At 63.5% G+C, this 18,321-nt stretch carries 14 protein-coding genes; 4 read left to right on the forward strand and 10 right to left on the reverse strand.

The genetic code is table 11. The features are described from left to right. The first annotated feature begins 230 nt into the window (after positions 1–230). Both VMF11_15280 and VMF11_15285 read left to right on the forward strand, forming a co-directional pair. The gene (locus VMF11_15280; GenBank protein ID HTU71663.1) at positions 231–1,181 is read left to right on the forward strand and encodes a proline dehydrogenase family protein; all 951 of its coding nucleotides are present in this window, start codon (positions 231–233) and stop codon (positions 1,179–1,181) included. Continuing rightward, the gene (locus VMF11_15285; protein HTU71664.1) at positions 1,178–2,032 is read left to right on the forward strand and encodes a dihydrodipicolinate synthase family protein; all 855 of its coding nucleotides are present in this window, start codon (positions 1,178–1,180) and stop codon (positions 2,030–2,032) included. The genes VMF11_15280 and VMF11_15285 overlap by 4 nt, the downstream gene beginning before the upstream one ends. Here the strand turns inward: VMF11_15285 and VMF11_15290 are convergent. Beyond that, positions 2,009–3,970 (reverse strand): oligopeptide transporter, OPT family, encoded by a 1,962-nt coding sequence (locus VMF11_15290; GenBank protein ID HTU71665.1) that lies wholly within the window; start codon positions 3,968–3,970, stop codon positions 2,009–2,011. The two genes, VMF11_15285 and VMF11_15290, sit on opposite strands and share 24 nt — an antisense overlap. Before the next feature lie 81 nt (positions 3,971–4,051). On the opposite strand from VMF11_15290, the gene VMF11_15295 reads away from it, so the two are divergent. Further along, on the forward strand, positions 4,052–5,416 hold the full coding sequence (locus VMF11_15295; GenBank protein ID HTU71666.1) for an ATP-binding protein: 1,365 nt from the start codon (positions 4,052–4,054) through the stop codon (positions 5,414–5,416). Between the two features lie 7 nt (positions 5,417–5,423). Here the strand turns inward: VMF11_15295 and VMF11_15300 are convergent, their stop codons facing one another. Next, positions 5,424–5,792: a hypothetical protein gene (locus VMF11_15300; protein HTU71667.1), complete on the reverse strand. Its 369-nt coding sequence runs from the start codon at positions 5,790–5,792 to the stop codon at positions 5,424–5,426. An 88-nt stretch (positions 5,793–5,880) separates the two neighbouring features. Here VMF11_15300 and VMF11_15305 point away from each other — a divergent pair, with 88 nt between their 5' ends. Next, entirely contained in the window at positions 5,881–8,475 is a 2,595-nt protein-coding gene (locus VMF11_15305) for a LuxR family transcriptional regulator (GenBank protein HTU71668.1), read from the forward strand. Here VMF11_15305 and VMF11_15310 read toward each other — a convergent pair. The 8 genes from VMF11_15310 to VMF11_15345 form a co-directional block, all read right to left on the reverse strand. After that, a complete protein-coding gene (locus tag VMF11_15310) occupies positions 8,459–8,746 on the reverse strand; it encodes a hypothetical protein (GenBank protein ID HTU71669.1) in 288 nt (95 codons plus the stop codon). The genes VMF11_15305 and VMF11_15310 overlap by 17 nt on opposite strands. 84 nt (positions 8,747–8,830) lie before the next feature. Further along, complete coding sequence (locus VMF11_15315; GenBank protein ID HTU71670.1) at positions 8,831–9,694, reverse strand: class I SAM-dependent methyltransferase; 864 nt, start codon at positions 9,692–9,694, stop codon at positions 8,831–8,833. A 59-nt stretch (positions 9,695–9,753) separates the two neighbouring features. Continuing rightward, positions 9,754–11,715 (reverse strand): YcaO-like family protein, encoded by a 1,962-nt coding sequence (locus tag VMF11_15320; protein HTU71671.1) that lies wholly within the window; start codon positions 11,713–11,715, stop codon positions 9,754–9,756. A 49-nt stretch (positions 11,716–11,764) separates the two neighbouring features. Next, a complete protein-coding gene (locus VMF11_15325; protein ID HTU71672.1) occupies positions 11,765–11,914 on the reverse strand; it encodes a hypothetical protein in 150 nt (49 codons plus the stop codon). A 305-nt stretch (positions 11,915–12,219) separates the two neighbouring features. Next, a complete protein-coding gene (locus tag VMF11_15330; GenBank protein HTU71673.1) occupies positions 12,220–13,014 on the reverse strand; it encodes a hypothetical protein in 795 nt (264 codons plus the stop codon). Positions 13,015–13,178: 164 nt separating this feature from the next. After that, positions 13,179–14,102 (reverse strand): nucleotidyl transferase AbiEii/AbiGii toxin family protein, encoded by a 924-nt coding sequence (locus VMF11_15335; GenBank protein ID HTU71674.1) that lies wholly within the window; start codon positions 14,100–14,102, stop codon positions 13,179–13,181. A gap of 952 nt (positions 14,103–15,054) precedes the next feature. Next, positions 15,055–16,776 carry a GAF domain-containing protein gene (locus tag VMF11_15340; GenBank protein ID HTU71675.1) on the reverse strand — a complete coding sequence of 574 codons (1,722 nt, stop codon included), beginning with the start codon at positions 16,774–16,776 and terminating at the stop codon, positions 15,055–15,057. Next, complete coding sequence (locus tag VMF11_15345; GenBank protein HTU71676.1) at positions 16,773–18,308, reverse strand: mechanosensitive ion channel family protein; 1,536 nt, start codon at positions 18,306–18,308, stop codon at positions 16,773–16,775. The genes VMF11_15340 and VMF11_15345 overlap by 4 nt, the downstream gene beginning before the upstream one ends. Positions 18,309–18,321 lie beyond the last annotated feature (13 nt).

Here is an 18,321-nt window from a genome sequence, read left to right on the forward strand (position 1 = left end):
GGATCCATTGCCAGACCCCTACTGACCGCCGTGTCGTCGAATTCGTTCACCTTCACTCCGGCCGAGGTACGACATCAACCGTCGGGCGTGTGGTGACTCGCGTTTCTCTACGTTTCGCACTTCGTCGTTACTCGAAGTGTTTGAATGGTAGCAAGCGAACAAATGCCGTGCAAGAGCAAATCCGCGCCACTCACAACCTATTCGCAAGAAAGTCGAGTTACCCACACCTTATGCCCACGCTATCCATCGATTCGCTGCTCGAACGCCCTTTGCGCGCGGCAATTTTGGCGGCCGCGGAGAACGATCTGGTGCGCACAGCGGTCAGCCGCTACGGCATGCAGCTCGGTGCGCGGCGATTCGTCGCGGGGGAGAGCCCCGCGGATTTCCTGCGCGTCGCGCACGAAGTCAACGCCCGCGGGTTCGCGGTCGCCTGCGGGATCCTGGGCGAGGGCGTCCACGAACGCGCGCAAGCGCTCGCCGCCGCCGATCAATACTGTGCGCTCCTGCGCACCTTTGCCGAGCAGCGCATCGATGCCAACGTGGCCTTCAAATTGACGCACGTGGGTCTCGACGTCGATCCCGAACTTGCCTATCAAAACGCTGCGCGCATCGCGCAGACCGCGCTCGAGTGCGGGAACACGATGCGCCTGGATATGGAGCAGTCGCGCTACGTCGATACCACCCTCGCAATCTATCGCCGCTTACGCGAGCGGTTCGACAACGTCGGCTTCGTCTTACAATCGTACCTGCGGCGCAGTCTGGACGATCTGCGGGCGGCCGAGCGGCTTGCACCCAACGTCCGGTTGGTCAAGGGCGCCTATCTCGAGCCGCCCGAAGTCGCCTACGAAAAGAAGGCCGAGGTCGACGAGAACTATCTGCGCCTTGCCCTCGCCGCGCTCGGCGGATCCGGCTATACGGCCATCGCCACCCACGATCCGGCGATCATCGCCCGGGTCGAGCACTACGCGCGCGAACACGCGCTCCCCAACCGGGGACGATTCGAATTCCAAATGCTCTACGGTATCGCGGCGCCGTTGGCCGCTTCGCTGGTCGAGCGCGGCTATCGCGTTCGTCTGGCGGTGCCCTTCGGCGATTGTTGGTTCCCATACCTGATGCGAAGACTTGCCGAACGGCCCGCGAACCTTGCCTTCTTCCTGAAAGGAGCGTTCGCACGGGGATGATTGCAACCGGGAGTCTGACGGGCGTTTGGTCGGCGGTGCTCACGCCCGTCGACGAATACTACGAACCGGACGCGGCGCGCGCGGTCGCATACTATCGCGATCTGCTGCACGACGGCATCGACGGCATCAACCTGCTCGGCACGACCGGCGAAGCGATGTCGTTCAGCGTCGGCCAGCGCCTGGGTTTGATGGAAGCGGTTGCGGCCGGCCTACCGCGTGAACGCACGATGTGCGGCACCGGCGCATCCTCGCTGGCGGATACGGTTCGCCTCACCCGTGCCGCGAGCGACCTCGGCTTCGCCGCCGCCCTGCTCATGCCGCCGTTTTTCTTCCGCGATGCGAGCGACGAGGGTCTCCTTCGCTTCTTCGACGCGATGCTCAGCCGGGTCGGTACGCTGCGCACGACGATTCTGCTCTACAATTTCCCGCGCATGACCGGGATCACGTTCCACGCCGGACTCGTCGACCGTCTGCTCGAGGCGTTTCCCGGCACGATCTCCGGCATGAAGGACAGTTCGAACGACGAGGTGCTACAGCAAGAAATCTTGGAGCGCCATCCCGAGCTGCGCGTCTTTCCGTCGACCGAAGAAACGCTGATCGAAGCAAAAGGCTACGGGGCCGCCGGCTGCATTTCCGGCAGCGTCGCGCTGTGGCCACAACCGGCGCATGCCGCCTACGCGAACGGTGACGCGGCGGCGGCCGCGCTCGTGCGCGCTTCGCGCGCACAGCTTACCGGTGCGCCGTTGATCTCGCTCGTGCGCGCACGCGTCGCGCAAGCACGCCGAGACGATGCTTGGGCCCGCGCCATGCCGCCGAACGGGGCTTCCCTAGGACAGCCTGCGCGCACGTAACCCGATCCAGCGATAAACCAAGAATGGCACGACGAAAAACGCGATTCCGGCGAGCCAGTTTTCCCACGCAAACCCCGAGCCGACGATCGCCAGCGGCGCGCTCTTTTCGCTGAAGTAGATGAGCCCCGCCAATGCGACGCCGAAAAGACTCTCACCCGTAATGAAGCCCGACGCGATCAGCACGCCGAGACGTCGTGCCGGAGCCGGATTGGGTTTGCGCATCGTCCAGCGATTGTAGAGCGCGCCGAAGAGCGCCCCGACGACCGCCGGCGCCGTGGTCGCGGCGGGAAGATAAATTCCCAGACCGACCGCGAGCGGCGGAAAGCGGAATCGTCCGCTGCGCCGGCCGGCCTCGTCGATCATCACGACGACCGCGCCGACGATCGCCCCCGCAAAGATCAAATTCCAATCGATGGCGCCGCCGATCACGCCTTTGGCGAGCGTCGAGATCAACGTGGCTTGCGGCGCCGGCAAGCCGTGCGGGCCGCCGAAACCGTATGCCTTATTCAGCACGACCAGCACCGGCGGGATGACGATTGCGCCGAAGATCACTCCGACCACCAGTGCGACCTGCTGTTTCCATGGTGTCGCGCCAACCAGTTGTCCGGTCTTGAGATCTTGCAGGTTGTCATTCGAGATCGTCGCCACGTTGATCACGATTGCGGTAACGAAGAGCGCGTAGGCGATGAACGCCGGCGTCGCTGCCGGCGCGGCCGCGCGCGCGAAAGCCGCAAGGATCAGCGAAACGCCGAGAACCGCGATGATCGCCAGGCCCGAGACCGGACTGTTGGACGACCCGATGAGGCCCGCCATGTACCCGCAGACGGCCGCAACCAGAAACCCGACGATCACGACATAGATCACCGCGCCGATGATGAGCGGCACGATCATGGACGAGAGGACGCCGCCGGTAAGAAACGCGACCAGCAGAATCGCCATCGGAATCATGCAGATTACCGAAATCAGCGTAACGATGCCGATCGGGATGTCTTGCTCGGTAATCGGCGCCTCATCGCCGTGCTGCGCCGCGCGCCGCCGGCGCGAAGCGGCCAGCGAAGACGCGATGCCCTTCCATACCGGCCCTACCAGCGTTCCCAGCGTCCAAATCCCGGAGATGCCGATCGCACCCGCACCGATGAAGCGCACGTAGTGCGACCACACGCTCATTGCGGCGTCGCCGGCCGGCCCCGCGATCGGATGCAGCGCGGTGAGCACCGGGATCGCGATCCCCCACGCAATCACCAGGCCGCCGAAGATCGCCATTCCGACGGTAAGTCCGATCAAATGGCCGGCGCCGATCAGCGCGAGCGACATCCCAAGACCGATGCCGGTCGTCGAAGGACCGAAACGCCGGTACGCGTCGAATTCTCCGCTGAAGATCCCGAACGCGATCAGGAGTTGAAACGCCGCCGATACCAGCGAGCCGACGACGAGCGCGATCAAGCCTTGCCGGTTCTCCGCCACCGCTTCGCTGCTGTGCGTTCCCGAACCGACCTTGAGCACTTCGGCGGCGGCGACACCTTCGGGATAGGGCAAATCGGATTCGGTCACGAGCGCGCGCCGCAGCGGCACGCTGTACATTACTCCGAGGATACCGCCCACCGCGCAGATACCGAACGACTCCCAAAACGGAAAACCCGTCCACCATCCCACCATCACCAGACCCGGCAGCACGAAGATGACCGACGAGAGCGTCCCCGCCGCCGACGCCACCGTCTGGACGATGTTGTTCTCCCAGATCGTCGCGTTGCGCAGCCCGCGCAAGACCGCCATCGAGATGACCGCCGCCGGAATCGAGGAGGCGAACGTGAGCCCGACTTTGAGACCGAGATAGACGTTGGCCGCCGTAAAGACCAACGTGATCAATCCGCCGAGCGCCAAACCGCGAATCGTGAGTTCGACGCGCGAAGGCCGCGCCGCATCAAGGCTTTGCTGCACGTCCCTTCGATTGCACGCGCACGCGCGGCAGTCTTGCTCCTGCGGCAGGAAAAGCGCCGCTCATCAACGGAGGCTGGAGGCATGCCCACGCTCGTCGGCCGTGACCGGGACATCGCCGCCGCGCTCGGCGTTTACACGAGCGCAAAGACCACGCCGTCCGCGCGAACGCTCTTCATCGAAGGGCCGAGCGGGATCGGGAAGACGGCGCTTATCCTCGAACTCGAGGACCGCGTCGCCTCGGAATCGCTGGTTCTGCGGGCACGTGCGCGCCGGTTCGAACGGGCGATGCCGTTTTCACTGGCCGATCGGCTCGCGCGCAACCTGCAAACGACGCTCGAGGGCGCCTTACGCCGCCGCCCGGCCGTCGTCATCGTCGACGACACACAGTTCGCGGATAATGAAAGCCTCGAGACGATCGCCGCCGCAACGCGCGCATCGGCAAACCGTCCGCTGCTCACCGTTTTTACACGCAGCGACGAGAATCCGCGCGACGTGCACCTGCAAGCCGACGCCTCGATTGCGCTCCGCGAACTCGACGCGAACGCCGCGACCCAAATCGCTCGCGCGCATTATCCCGGTGCATCCCCTGACGTCATCGATGCCGTAATTGCGAACGCCCGCGGCATTCCGTACGAGATCGTCGCCATTGCCGCGCAAGCTGCGCGCCGCCATGCGACCGGTGCCGCGATGGTGGATTTTTCTTCGCGCGCCGCGATTGCGGTCGAGTTGGCCGCACTTGCGCCGGCGCAGCGCACGATGCTGCAACTGCTCTCGCTGCTTGCGGATCCCGTGGAATTGCCGTTGCTGCGCGAGCTGATACCGGACGCAGCCGAGCTTGCGGCGCTGCTGGCTGCGCTCGCCGATACGCACGTCCGTCGCGACGGCGAAGAGGTGCGTCTCGATCACGAACTGACCGCGTCGGCGATCGCGGAGACGATTGCGATGACGATTCCGCTGCATCGCCGTATCATCGCCGCGATGCAGCGCCGCGGTGCAAAATGCATAGCGGACCGCCTTGCGCTCGCCGAGCAAACGCTGGCAGCGGGCGATCGCGCGTTGGCACGCGGCGTCGTGCTCGATCTCGCATTCGCCGCCGCCGGCGAACACCTCACGCGTGCCGTGCTCTGGGCGTCGGAGCGTCATCTCGAACTCGGCGAGCCTCCCGATGAGCGCTTCATCGACTTCTATCGAAACTTCTTTGCGGCCCTGATGGATACGCGGCAATATACGCGAGCCGAATCGATCGTCGCGCACGCATTGAGCGAAGCACAGCACCGCGGCCTATCCGGGATGGGATCGCTGGTCGCGCAGTTGGTGCTGGCGCAATGGACGGTGGAACGGCACGAGGCTGCGAAGGCGAGCTACGAGCGCTACGCGCAGGCATTTGCGGATCCGCGCGATCTTCAACTGCTGCGTGAGGCGGCGCCGTGGCTACGGGCGGTCTAGGGAAGCTCTAGTTCTCGGCGCAATCGTTCCGGAGGACGAAGACGGCGATACGCCGGCCCTCTTCGCCGTGGAGCGGCGCGACCGTCACCTGCAGATGCGAAACGACGGCGGTGGCGCTCGCGGCCGGGCGCGACGTGCGCCAGGTCGCGGTCAACGCGCGCACGACCCGGTCGATCGGACCGGGCAACTGGTCGATCCGCGAATCGGCCGCGTAGAGCGCAGCCAGGGGATCCTCGCGTCCCGACGGTCCCGCCATCACGACCCGGTATGTATCGTCCAGAATGAAACAGTAGGGAATCAGGTTCGGCCGCGCCGCCGGCAGCGGGGACGCATTTCTCGGCGCCGCGTCCTTAAAGGTTAGTGCTCGGGCATACATGATCGGGTCCTCCACGCTGCAAGACTAGCGCGATTGCGGCCCTGCGAACGTCCGGGGAAATACCTGATTTTCGGCTAACGCAGCCCGCGTGGGCATCCTGGTGGGGCGCGATGCCGAGCTGGAACAGGCTCGGGCCGTATTGGATTCGGCGGCGAAGGGCGGCCTGGTGCGCGCGCTGCGAATCACCGGCCTCAGCGGCACCGGAAAGACCCGGCTCGCCGAGGAGTTCTCGGACCAGGCGGCGGCCGCAGGCTGGCTCGTCGTCCGCGTGCCGAGCTTTCGCATTCACACGACCCTTCCGCTCTTTGCGGCACGCCGAATCGCCGGCGAGCTCCTGGACGCCCTGGGCCCTTCAGCCGAGCGGTACCGTTCGGGATTGACCCTCGAGCGCGATCGCCCCGAGGACTTCCAAGAAGCGTTCGTTCGAATCGTCGAAGGCGTAACGCTCGACCACCGCTTGCTCGTCGTTCTCGACGATGCGCAGTGGACGGACATCGAAAGCCGCGAGTTGCTCTTACGCATGGGGACGGCACTGGCCGACCGGGCGATCGTAATCCTCACGGTCGAACGTACCGATGAGTCGGCGGAACCGGCGCTGCGCCTTCTCGACGAATCGATCGTGCTGGGCGACCTGCCGAACGCGGCCTCGATGGAAATCGTGCGCGCCATCTACCCGCAGGTGAGTCCCGAGGTTGCGGAATCCATCGTGGCCGCGACCCGCGGTCACACCATGGACGTGGTCGCCGTCGCTACCGCCGCGCGCGAGAGCGGTGCGCAAAACGCAGCCGACGTCGGCGCAAGTACCCGCCGCGTCGTGGTCCGCGACCTGTCTCTGCTCGATCCGGAGATCCGCGCTTTTTTGCAGCTTGCCGCACTGATCGACGAACCGATCGAGTTTTCGCTGCTTCAACAACTCTGGCCGCGCGATCGTTTACTCGATATGATTTCGAAGGTCTCGGGACGCTACCTCATCGAGGGGAACGACGGATTGCGCTTCGTCCATGCGACGATCATGGAGAGCGTGCTCGAGACGATTCCGATCGAAATCCCGCTGCGCTATCGGATCATCGACGCGCTCCGGAAACGCGTTACGCCGCGCCTGGAAGATTACGAGCGGCTGATCAAACAGAGCGCGGCGTGCGGCGACCGCGAGCTCGAGCGCGACACGCTTTTGAAGCTGGCGGATGCCGCGGCTGGGAAGTCGCTCTATCGTCTCGCTACCGGTGCGATGGAACGAGCCTTCAAGATTGCGCCGGCAACTCGCGAAGAACTGATCCCGCTCTATGCGCGCCTCTCGCAGATGTACAACGCGATGGGACGGGTGACGGACGCAATTCGTGTGTGCCGCGACGCTCTCGTTCAAGCCCGGGAGCACGAGCTCGTCGACGGGCTCGGCGCGATCGTGGCATCACTTGCTCTGGGCTTGAACCATGCCGGGCAGAGCGCCACGGCTCGCGCGGAACTGGAACGCTACGGCGAAGTGCTGCGCTCGGACGCCGATCGCGCGCAGCTGCTGACCGTCGGCGGCTATTTGGCCACCTGTCAGCACGAACTCGATCGCGCGAACGAACTGGCCACGGCGTTCGAAGCCTTACCGCCGCCGGTGAGCCCGCTGCTTACGGTGCGGCACCACATCAACCGTGCGTTTCTTTCGCTGCGTATCGGCGACGAGGCCGGAATCCTCGATAACGTACGGCTCGCCGAGCGCGCGGCCGAGCCGCTGCCGGCAGTCGTTTCGACGATGCCGCGCGCGGTCCGAATGCTCCATGCCTTTCGCTTCGGCGGGTTACAGGCGGCGGAGCGCTATCTGGAGGTGCGTGAAGACGAACTCAACGAGGTGCTCAACTTCATGCTTCGGGCGGCAACGCTGCTCGGGCGCGGTGCATTCGACGACGCACGCGACTTCGTCATCGAGAAGGTCGGACGATTCGAAGATCCGTCGGTGACGTACGCGCTCCTCGGTCTGTATGCGGTGTCGGCGGCGCTGGCGGGTTTGCCGCCGGACGACGCCGGCTGGGATCCGGTGCGTCCGGCGATTGACGCCTTTCGCGGAGGCGAACGCACCGGGGCGCTCGCGGTCGGGATGTCGGCGTGGGCATATGCGCAGGCCGCTCAAAACAAGCCTGCGACCGGCGCGCTCGTCCGCGAACTGCTGGCATTGCATCGGCGGCCGTTCGACTTTGTGATCGCTCCGTTTCCGGTCTTGCTCGCCCTTGGCGCGCGTCATCTCAACGACCGCGAGCTCATCGCCGAAGTCGCGACGGGCACGACACTCTTCTGTGACGCGCAGCCCTGGAACCGCGCGCATCTCCTCCTCGCGCGGGGCGCAGCGGGAAACGCGTTGGGGTTGACGTCAGCCGCCGTCGAGTTGGGCGAAGCGCGCGCGATCTTCACCGCGCTGCAAGCCGATTTTTTTGCGAATTTCGCGGAACAGATTGCTTCCGGCGGCAGCGCGAAAGTCAAAACCGCCGGAGCAGAGCGCCCCGGAAATACGACGCGACGAGAGCGCGAAATCGCCGCCCTCGTAGCGGAGGGCTTGACGAATCGCGAGATCGCCGAACGGCTCGTGCTGAGCGAGCGCACGGTCGAAGGTCACATCGCCAATCTCTTCGCCAAGGTGAACGTCAATTCGCGAACGCAGCTCGCGACCTGGTATTTGCGGGCCGTCAGCTCTGTTGCATGAGGTACACGATGCCGACGTGATGCGGTCCGCCCGGATGCGCCTTGTGGAATTCGGTGGCGTCATGCTTGAGATGCGAATCGACGTAGGCGGCCATCGCGTGGAGATCGGCCTTGCCCGGCGCCTCCGCCAGGCCGACATGCCTGCGAATCAGCTCTCCGACCTTCGCTGCGTCGTCTTGCGGCGTGTGCGACCACTCATTATAGACTTCTGGTGAGGTATGCAATACATGGAGAAATCCAGCGGCGGCTGCATGCCGTTGTACCTCGGTCATAACGACAATACTCCCTTGAATCGTGGGAACGGTGGTCGGCTCTTGGACGGATCGTTCCGTGAGCAGCGGCCGAGTCCTTGCTCGTTAATCAGCGCGGGCGGTAACCAGCCGTAGCGGTAGGGACGTCGTAACATAGCCGTTGGAACCCCCGATCTCCGACGCGAATGCAAACAACCGGTCGCGCAACGCGTCTTGCATCGGCCGTTCGAGCAACCCGAACGGATACATGTTCCGCGTAAACGTCCACAGCTGATCGAGCGAAAGCGTGCTCCGCAGCACGGTCCGCTCGATCAGCTGTTCGTGAAAACCGGCGGCGGTCAACAATGAGCTCAGGCCCTCGTCGTGCTCGATGGCTTCGCGCTCGGGAATGACCAGCCTGAACGAAGGCCAATCGGCGCCCAGCGAAGCCAGCGCCGCGCCGACGATGCGGAAGATCGACTCCGGTGCACCGAGATCTTCAACGATGCACGCAAAGAGGGCGCCCGGACGCAAGGCGGCGTGAATCCGCTCCACGACCGTGCGCAGACGCGAAACGATCGCCAGAGTCAAATGGGCGAGGACGACGTCATAGGTATTTTGGCCTAGGCCATCAGCCGCATCGGCGCACCGTAGCAAGGCAAGCGGTGCGACGCGCCGGGCACGCGCGATCTCGTCCTCGGAAAGATCGACCCCGTGCAGTGTGATGTCCTTGCCGTACGCGCGCGCGATCTGCGCCAGCAGCGTTCCGTTCCCGCAGCCCAGGTCGAGCACGTCGTGAGCCTGCGGCGCCAGTTCCCGCACCCGCCGGGCGAGCAGTTCATACGACGTCGCGCCGCCGTCGGCGCGGAAAAGCGAGATCGTTCCCGAGGTGGCATCGGCGAACGCGCGATGGAACGTGATCAGATGCTGATTCCACTCCGCGACCGTCGGGACGTCGCCGGCGCGCAGGCGCGCGAGATAGGGCGTCACCCGGCATCGGGTTGGACGCGGGCGCAGCGCGCCCTCTCGGGCTTTCGAACGAGTGAGCGCTAGCGATGCAAAGCAAAGGGATTCAGCAGCGCACGCGCGCGTGAGCCCATGGCGCCGGTGAAGACGAACGTTTCCAGACCCGGAACGATCGTTCTCACGACCGCGATCGGGAGATCCGGCGGCGAGAGATCGATCGCGACGACGCTGTCAAACCCGTCCTCGCGCAGCAACTCGAGCGTCGTGCGCAGGTCGGCAGCCAAATCATCGCTGCTGCGGTCCGGCAAATCGCGCAAGAATATCTCCCGCGCAGGCAGGTCGTAGTACCACTGTTTGGTGGGAATCGCTTTCAAACGCCGCGCGTGGTCACCCATGATTCCCTTGGGCTCGTCGGAACGCAGAATGTCTTCGCGCGCCGCTTGAATATCGACCACGCGGCTTTGCACCGCCTCGGTGAGCGCGCGCGTCAGCGCATGCGCGGGAGAGAGCGCGCAGCCCAGCCCCATGTGCGCCATCGGCGGAGTTGCGTCTTCCTCGGTGACCGAGGCGATGACCGTTATGGGGAGCGCACCCTCTTGCAGCGCGAGCGCGCGAACCGTGAGTCCGGCTTCGACGATTTCGCGCACGAGCCGGTCGACGTTCGCCTCGCCGGCCGGCAGCGCGATTCGCGGCGCGCCCGCACGATCGCCGGCTTCCGGCCCGAGATAGAACCGCGGGACGAGTGAACAGCGGACGTGGTACATCGACCAGATATGACGCTCGATCAGCTCGCAGAGCGCGTGGTAGATCGCCTCGGTGAGATTATTGCCCGAGGCGAGACCGTTGGTCGAGGTGACGTCGAAGAGGCGCTCCCCGAACCACGGGCATTGCACCATCGCAAGCGGAACGGGGATCGCCTCACCCGTGAGCAGCTCGGTGCCGAGCACGCACTCGACCGTGCGGTCGCCGGCGTCCTCACGCACGCCGCACGCCGCAAGATCGATGCGCTCGCCGACGATCCGCAGCGATTCCCGGAAGAGTGGGAGGTTCACGGCCGCCCCGATCTGCCGTTCCGCCGCTTCCATGACCGCACTTGCCATCGCGCTTTCCGGCGTCATTCCCTTTCCGTTGTAGACGCCGAGCAGATCGGGTGAATGCGGCACCAGCGCGGAGTAGGTGGGAATCCGGGTGCGATCGAGATGGGTCGTGTCGGCGACGCGAGTGATCCCGTACCGCCGGCGCAGCTCGGGTACCAGCGCGACCGTCTGCGTAAACGGAACGGCGCGATCGTACGTCTGCGGCGCCTTGCGAACCGATGGCGGCAGAACGATCGGCGCCGTATCGGCCGCAGGCTGGAGCGCGATCGTAACACGGGTCGGTGCCGCGGTTTCACCGCCTGCGCGCCCGCGGCGAGCGCGGCTGCGCAGCACCGTGCGCAGACCAAAGCGCGCGTCCATGCGCTTGAGGTCACCCTGCGATCGCGCGATCGACGCGATTGCCGCACGGGCATCCTTCGGCGCACCTTCGAGCACGTCGTCCCAGCTGCGATCCGCATAAAAGATCGCTCGCGCGCGTCGAATGAAGTCGTCGCGTTCGGCCGCGCCAAGCAACCCGCGACGGCAAGCGAGGCGGGCGACATAACGCACGTTGACCAGGGGCACGCTCAATGCGTCGTGCGTCTCCGGGTGCGTGAGCACGGCCACTTCGTCGTCGCCGTCGATCACGTCGCGCGCATACCAATTGGCGATCGTGCCGAGCGGCGTGAATCCGTACGGCGCGCACTCGGCCGCGCGCAGCGCGCCCATGCTCGATGCGCCGAACATTCGCGCGCGGCTCACCGCGGCGTAGCATTCCTTGGGCGAAGGCGCGAGATCGTGATGAAAGACGCCGTCGATCAATAGGACGACGTCGTGTTCTCGCGCTGCGCGCTCGACGTCGCCGCGCGATGCGGGCGGAAGATAAACGACGCCGGCGATCGCGACGCGATCTTCAAACGGCAACGAAGGGCCGGCAAATACGGCGACCCGGCGGCGGTGAGCGTCCACGCACCACAATTTCGGCGGACGCGCGCACGCTCACCTGTGCTCCCGGTTATCAGGGAGTCGTGCTCGGACTTGGGCTCGGTGACGGTGTCATCTGTGCCGTAGCCGTGGTCGTTTGCGTCTGCGCGCCGACGGCAATGCCTGCACCAAGAGTGGTTGCAAGCACCGCCGCAGCGACGAGGCGCGTAATGAGTTGCTGCATGCGCTCGGTCTACCCCGGCGACGCGCGCCGCTAACGCGTTAGACGCCCGCTAAACCGCGGCCCGTCCGGGCTCGTCCAAGGTCTCTTTTCACGCTAAGGCAACGCCGACTTAGTCCCGCGCAATTCACGCGTCGTGTTATAAAGGTCACGCGCCGAGAGGCGTTCTTGCGCTCGTTCAACATCGTCAAGCCACACTATCCGAAGGGCGTCGAGCACGTGTTCTTCAACCCTTCTTCAGAGCGGAATCAGCCGAAATGTCGACAACATAGCGCCGACTTAATCGGACCCACCGTAAATTGGCCTGGCTACCGAAGGCCGAAAATCCAACCTTCTACTTCCGCTGCGGCCATATCGTCTTTGGAGAGTGGAGGAGTGAAGAGCGGCTCCAGCAAGCTGACCTCGTCCTGCTGGCGTGCCCACTCCGCAATGACGAACGCATCATGTTGGTCGCCGCTACGGTCGCCTTGGTCAAATGCCTTGTTCCAGAGGGCCGGGTAAACCTCAGCGATGACGGACGCCCCTTCCGGTGGGCGCCAGCCATCAAATGGCCAGAAGAAGACCTTGCCTCCCAGCTGCTGGCGAATGAAGCGCAGCCACGGCAGCCCGGCATGTGTAGACTTTGCGACCGTCCCTTGGCAGTCAAAGTGAAACACCGATTTTGCCGTACGGGTGCGAATCTCGGTAATGCGTCGCCACCGGCTGTTTCCGGAGCGCAAAGCGCCCGCGCCCCACAGATCGTGACGCACGAAATCAACATACATGTGGTCGCCATCTGTCGGCCAATGCATCTGAAAATCGTCGAGAAATGCAGACCAGTCGTGCTGCAAGCCGTGCTTCGCGAAGTATTTCAGCGGAAACGAAAACGCGTGGTCGATCCCCACGAAGGTTGGGTTGCATTCTCGGAGCGAGGAGACGAGACACTCAGCGACTCCTTTGCGCGTCCAATGTTTTCGCGGGCTTGGCGGTGGCGGCACCTCTGCGGTTACTGAACCACGAGATGCCTGGTATACGCGCAATCCCTTCAGGCTGCTCGTCGGGGTTTGCGCGCCGGAATAATCGATGCCGATGTATCGCTCAAACACGTTGCTGGCCCCGATCATCGAGAACCCGTAACTCGATGAAGAGCCCTTTACCTTCGTTGCTGTCGGGCACTCGCTGGAAGAAGGTCTCCGGTAGCGCGCTGGATGCGAGGGGAAAGTTCCAAAACGCGGCGCGAAGCGCGCAGCTGCGACATCCGGAATTCATACACACTTTGTTTAAGGCTTCACGGGATGCCCGCGAAGCGACCAGCGAGCTCGTCGGCCTGGGCGCGCAACTTGGCGTTATTCTCTTTCGCGAGCTTTTGCAGGTTTTGCACTTTCCATTTAATCGCGGGTAATCGCGCAACATGTTCGATATCGAGCAGTTTCCATTGCGGATCAGCATTAGCGAGCGAAATTAGGAATTGCCTCTCATCGGGTGTTAAAGACTTGGGAAGGTCGTTGAACAGACGGTTACGAGCCGAAAGCAATTCGGACAACTCGACCGGTTCGGCCATCATACCACGGAAGGTCTGCTCATAGTCGCGCGATATGTCTAGTTCTGTAGGAAAGAGCACTTCATGGATTGGTCGGTTATGACTGGCCAAGTAAACAACAAAGCTCCGCCTGATATCTGGCGTAATGCCTTCATTCGCAAATAGCTGCAATACGTCGAAGAGGTCGCGTGGATGCTGCCGATCGAGCGCGGCGACCAGCTTGCCCCCATAGACGTCGTGGGGAGAGAGAACGGGCAAGTCCAGATCTCGCAAGAGTGTGTTTCTTGCCCTAGGCGCAAGTGAAAGACGCTGAATCGGCTCGACCGTTCCGCGGATGACTTTGTTTACTTCGATCTTTACGCGGATTGTGCCCCGTGTAATCAGGAGCTTCGCTTCAATAGCATCGCCCTGAGCCGGTACATGAGCCTGAAAGCCGCGCGCAATGAGACGATCGCGAGCGTTCCGAATTGCGTCGTTTATGGCGGATATAGCGGCAGAACGCGGCACTCTGTAGTCCGTGAACGCCAAATCCAAGTCGACGGACAGACGCGGCATGTCGCGTAGAAAGAGATTGATCGCGGTGCCGCCCTTTAGCGCGAGCCTCTCGTCTGTAAAGATGAAAGGTGCAACTTCAGCCATCATTCGGGCGGTGTCGATATATGTTTGGTTCACGGTTTCAGCACGAGCAGGCCATCTCGCGATTTTGACACCCAGGGTCGACCGCTCCCGGTAGGTAGTTTCTTAAGGTCGAGCTTCGCGACCCAATTCAAGTCAAGCTCACGAGCTAATTGCAAACAAAGACGGACAGTCTTTACGCTCTTACAGTTCTGTAGAAGCTCGTTCAAGACATCAGCGCGCATGTTGTAAGCGCTCTCCATGATCTCGCGTGCCTCTTGTAACGGCTGCCGAACTCCTACCTCGCTTAACAGTTCGAGCAACGCACGTTCAGGCGAAGATGTTAGAGGCCCGTCCGTGCGTTGTTCAAACGCTGTGACGTGCAGCATGTCGTCGGGAGTCTCACTGAAAAGCCGCTTCCGATGGTACTCGCCGGGGAAGCGCGTCGTGAACCATTCGGGAAGCCGGGCGGCGGCCCAACCGTATAGGTGCAACACCTCATGGCTGGCGACGTAGTGACGAACGCCATACCAGTCGAGAGCGGTCTTGCCGCCGATGTGGAGCCCCGTGATTTGGCATTGTAGCGCTACGAGAGTGGCGTCTCGAGAAAGTGGCTGGCCCGCCCGGTAATAAACTCCCCTGCCTAGCCTTTTGAGCCATCCGGTCCGGACGTAGTGCACGGCAAGGTCGGCGGATATCCCGTGCCTGGACAGAAGGGTTGTCGTCAGGGGGCTGCCTGCTGGAAGGTCCTCGTACAGACGCTTTAGTTTATTCCGAGTTGTCGTAACCACGCTACGATCATAGCATATTTTCTAAATAGTGTGTTTAGAATATCTATCGCTATCGTAGCGCAGCTACGACAACAGTCGACATTTCAAACCGCCGGGATGTAGAGCTTACTACTAGGCCGGTAGCTGGGAGCCCATCACCCTAAGCGGCACACTACAGGGAGGGGCGGTTACCTGGCATTCAATCCTGACTCGCCGTTTATCCTAACCCCCCAGCCGGCTTAATTACCGGCAGCCGATTTCGCGTACCGTTCGCGGATGCGCACCGCTTCGATGTGATCGTACGCGCGCGAGGCTTCGCGGGCGAGCTCTTCCAATAGCTCGACCTCTTCCGGATCGAGTTGCGAGCCGTTGCGGTGCGGTCCGTAGAGAACGAACGAGACGAGTTCGTGACGCACCGTCACCGGGATCGCGAGCACGTAGTGTTTCGCCTGCTCGCGGTCGAGGTGACCGCGGAGTTGATCGAGCCACACGCGCTCTTCGCCGGCTTGCAGCATGCGAACCAGCAGATGGTTACGATCGAACCCCGGAGGAGCGACGGTCGTATTCGAGGCGGTCGCGACGCCCTCGAACCGCTCGCCGTCGTTCGAGCGGCGGTAGAGTGCGGCTGCACTCAACTTCAGCGCGTCGACCGGCACCTGGGCGAGCCCGTCGGAGACCGCTGCTTCATCGGTTGCGTATGGCAGCGCGCGCGCGGCGCGGCGCAGATACTCTTCGGCTTCGCGGCGCTCGCGGAAAAACACGGTTTCCACGGAGTTCGAGACGGTACGATTGATCCGGTCGAGGAGTACGCCGACGATGATGGTGGCGACGAGCGCGACGCCGGTGGCGAGACGGGTCTGCGCGATGACGTGGCCTGCACCATAATCGAGCAGCGAGACGAAGACGATCACGAGTATCGACAAAATGCCGTAGCCCAGCGCACGGTTGAGCACGAAGTTCACGTCGATCACGCGGTGTTTGAGAACCGCGTACATCACGCAAATCGGCATGGTGATCACCGCGTAGCCGGCGACCTGCGCGACCAGCGGCGGAACGCCGGGGATGAAGTAGATCGCATAGGCGATGAACGAGACGACGAACCCGACGATCAAGAATCGGAAGCGCTGACGAATTTCGGCGCGGGCGTGCTGATATTTCTTCACCATGAAAAAAGTGGCCGTGGCGAAGACCGCGAGCGGGAGCCAGGTATCGAGCGCGTAACCCATCCAGACCGGTACGCCGCTCGACCACCGTAGGTACCATTCGTACGCATACGCGAGGAAGACGACGGTAATCGCCGCCCAAACCGCGCGATCGACCGAGCGCGCGAAGCCGGTCAGCTTGTCGTCGGGAAAGCGTAAGACGAACGGCAGCAGCGGAAACACCGCGAAATTTCCCCACACGGTCGAGAGCAGGAAAGAGAGCACGAGATATTCGCCGGTCGGGAGATACGGCGTGAAATACGCGAACGAAGGGGTGGTCGAGAGAAACCCGGTCGCGTAGGCGTAGAAACTCCACGTCATCACGCTCGGGCGCAAGAAGACCAGTACGAAGGCGATCACCACGAATATCGTCGACGGCAGCATCGCGATGACACCGAGCGCCTGCGCGCCGCGCGTAAAGGGGATCTGCCTCGCGGTGAGATTCGCAATATACGTCGATCCGTCGGCGTGTTTGAGCATGAAGGCGGCGCGGTCTCCGGCACGCGGATACGCAAACGCGGTGAAGGTCTTGCTGAAGGGCGGAATCTGCAAAATGTCGCCGCTGCATACCCCGGCCTGCGCCGCGGGCGATCCCGGTGTAACCGACTGCACGCGCGGGTTCACCGCGCTCTCCATCCGTACACCGTACGTGCCGCCCAGCCAGTTCCCGGCGAAATCGGTGTGCCCGATCGGAGCATAGAAGATCACGATCACGAGCGCCGTGACCACCACCAGCACGACGCGCCCGGCGAACCTCACGTCGGGTCCGGACTCGCCTGCGGCGCGCTCACGAACGGCGCCGCCGGATCAACCCCGAGCGCGATGCCGGCGCCGCGGAACGCTTCCAGCACGCGAACGTTGATCTCGCGACGCACTTCGAACTGACGCAGCGGCACGGTGCGAATCACCGCGCGAAGCTCGATGCCGTTGCGCGACATCGCTTCGATGCCGCTCCACTCGACCGGTTCGATCACGGAATTATGCCAAGACGGGTCGGCACGCAGCCCTTCGAGCGTCTCATGAAGAACGGCAAGAGCCTTACGTGCCTCAGCGCCGGAATCGATCGTGACCCGATAATCGATACGCGACCAGCTGCGCGACGCGTTGACGACTTGCGAAACGGTGCTATGCGGAATCGTGATCAAATTTCCGCGGCTATCGCGGACCTGCACGACGCGCAGGGTGAGGTGCTCGACCATGCCGTTGTAGTCGCCGATCATCACGTAGTCGCCGACGACGTATTGGTCTTCGAAGAGCACCAGCAATCCGTTGAGAAAGTCGCGAACCAGGCTCTGCGCGGCGAAGCCGATCGCGAGCGCCGCGATGCCGCCGATCGTAACGACCGAAGCGATCGGAATTTGCAGCGCCGACAGCGTTGCCAGCGCGGCGACGAAAAATACGAGGAACGTGCTGAAGCCGACCAGTGCCCGCGAAAGCGTCGGCACGCGCAAGAGGTAACGCGCCTGCGCTCCCGGGGCGATGCCGAACAATGCCCACGCCCGCACGCTCTGCGCGATCGCGATCGCAAGCAGACGTTCCGCGACCAACGCGACGATCCACACCAGCGCGACCAGCTTCGCTCCATGCAGAATCGCGTTTCCGTATCCGACGCTCTGCGGAAACTGGAGCAAGCCGTAGGTCACTGCAGCCAACCACAGCAACGCCAAGCCCCACGCGACCACGACTGCCGCCGCGCGATTGCGCAGGAATCGGAAGAGCACCAGGCCTGCAATCGTCAAGACGATCAGCCCGATCGCGGTAGCGGCGAGCACCGTCAGACTGCGGTGGATCGCCGCCGGCTGCCGCCGTTCGAGCGCGGCGATCAGCGCCGATTGGAGCGTGCTCTGCCATTGTTGCGCGAGGTCGGCTTCGGTCAGATTCGCGTGACGGGCGTCCTCGGCGGTCACAGTGAGAATCGGCAGCGGGGCGTGGTGACGCGCGTCGGTCGCGACCAGCGCGTATTCCGACCCCTCACGCTCGATACCGACCTTGAAACTTGCCGGGTCGTAGACCGTGGTGTTGCGGTCCGGGTCGAGCGCCAAGAGTTGCGCGATCGCTCCGTCGATGAGAAAGCGGCGCGACTGGATCGGCATCGCCCCGGGCGGCGGGCTCGCCAGCGCCGTGATCCGCAACACCGGTATGCCGTCGATGACGACCGGCGCCGACGCAAAGAGCGCCGGGTGCCCGGGAGTCGGAACGAGCGTCGGTACCTGTGCGCCCGCGACTGCATACCAGCAAGCGCAAACGATCGCGCCGATCACGGGTATTGAGAAGTAGCGAAGAGAACGCATCGCCCCCAAGGAT

Source organism: Candidatus Baltobacteraceae bacterium (genome assembly GCA_035502855.1).
Lineage (GTDB): Bacteria > Vulcanimicrobiota > Vulcanimicrobiia > Vulcanimicrobiales > Vulcanimicrobiaceae > Aquilonibacter.

Excerpts from the sequence above, each read along its gene's own strand:
- VMF11_15345 (HTU71676.1), bottom strand. The coding sequence starts at position 18,308 with ATGCGTTCTCTTCGCTACTTCTCAATACCCGTGATCGGCGCGATCGTT.
- VMF11_15285 (HTU71664.1), top strand. The coding sequence starts at position 1,178 with ATGATTGCAACCGGGAGTCTGACGGGCGTTTGGTCGGCGGTGCTCACG.
- VMF11_15325 (HTU71672.1), bottom strand. The coding sequence starts at position 11,914 with ATGCAGCAACTCATTACGCGCCTCGTCGCTGCGGCGGTGCTTGCAACC.
- VMF11_15300 (HTU71667.1), bottom strand. The coding sequence starts at position 5,792 with ATGTATGCCCGAGCACTAACCTTTAAGGACGCGGCGCCGAGAAATGCG.
- VMF11_15310 (HTU71669.1), bottom strand. The coding sequence starts at position 8,746 with ATGACCGAGGTACAACGGCATGCAGCCGCCGCTGGATTTCTCCATGTA.
- VMF11_15330 (HTU71673.1), bottom strand. The coding sequence starts at position 13,014 with ATGATCGGGGCCAGCAACGTGTTTGAGCGATACATCGGCATCGATTAT.
- VMF11_15295 (HTU71666.1), top strand. The coding sequence starts at position 4,052 with ATGCCCACGCTCGTCGGCCGTGACCGGGACATCGCCGCCGCGCTCGGC.
- VMF11_15280 (HTU71663.1), top strand. The coding sequence starts at position 231 with ATGCCCACGCTATCCATCGATTCGCTGCTCGAACGCCCTTTGCGCGCG.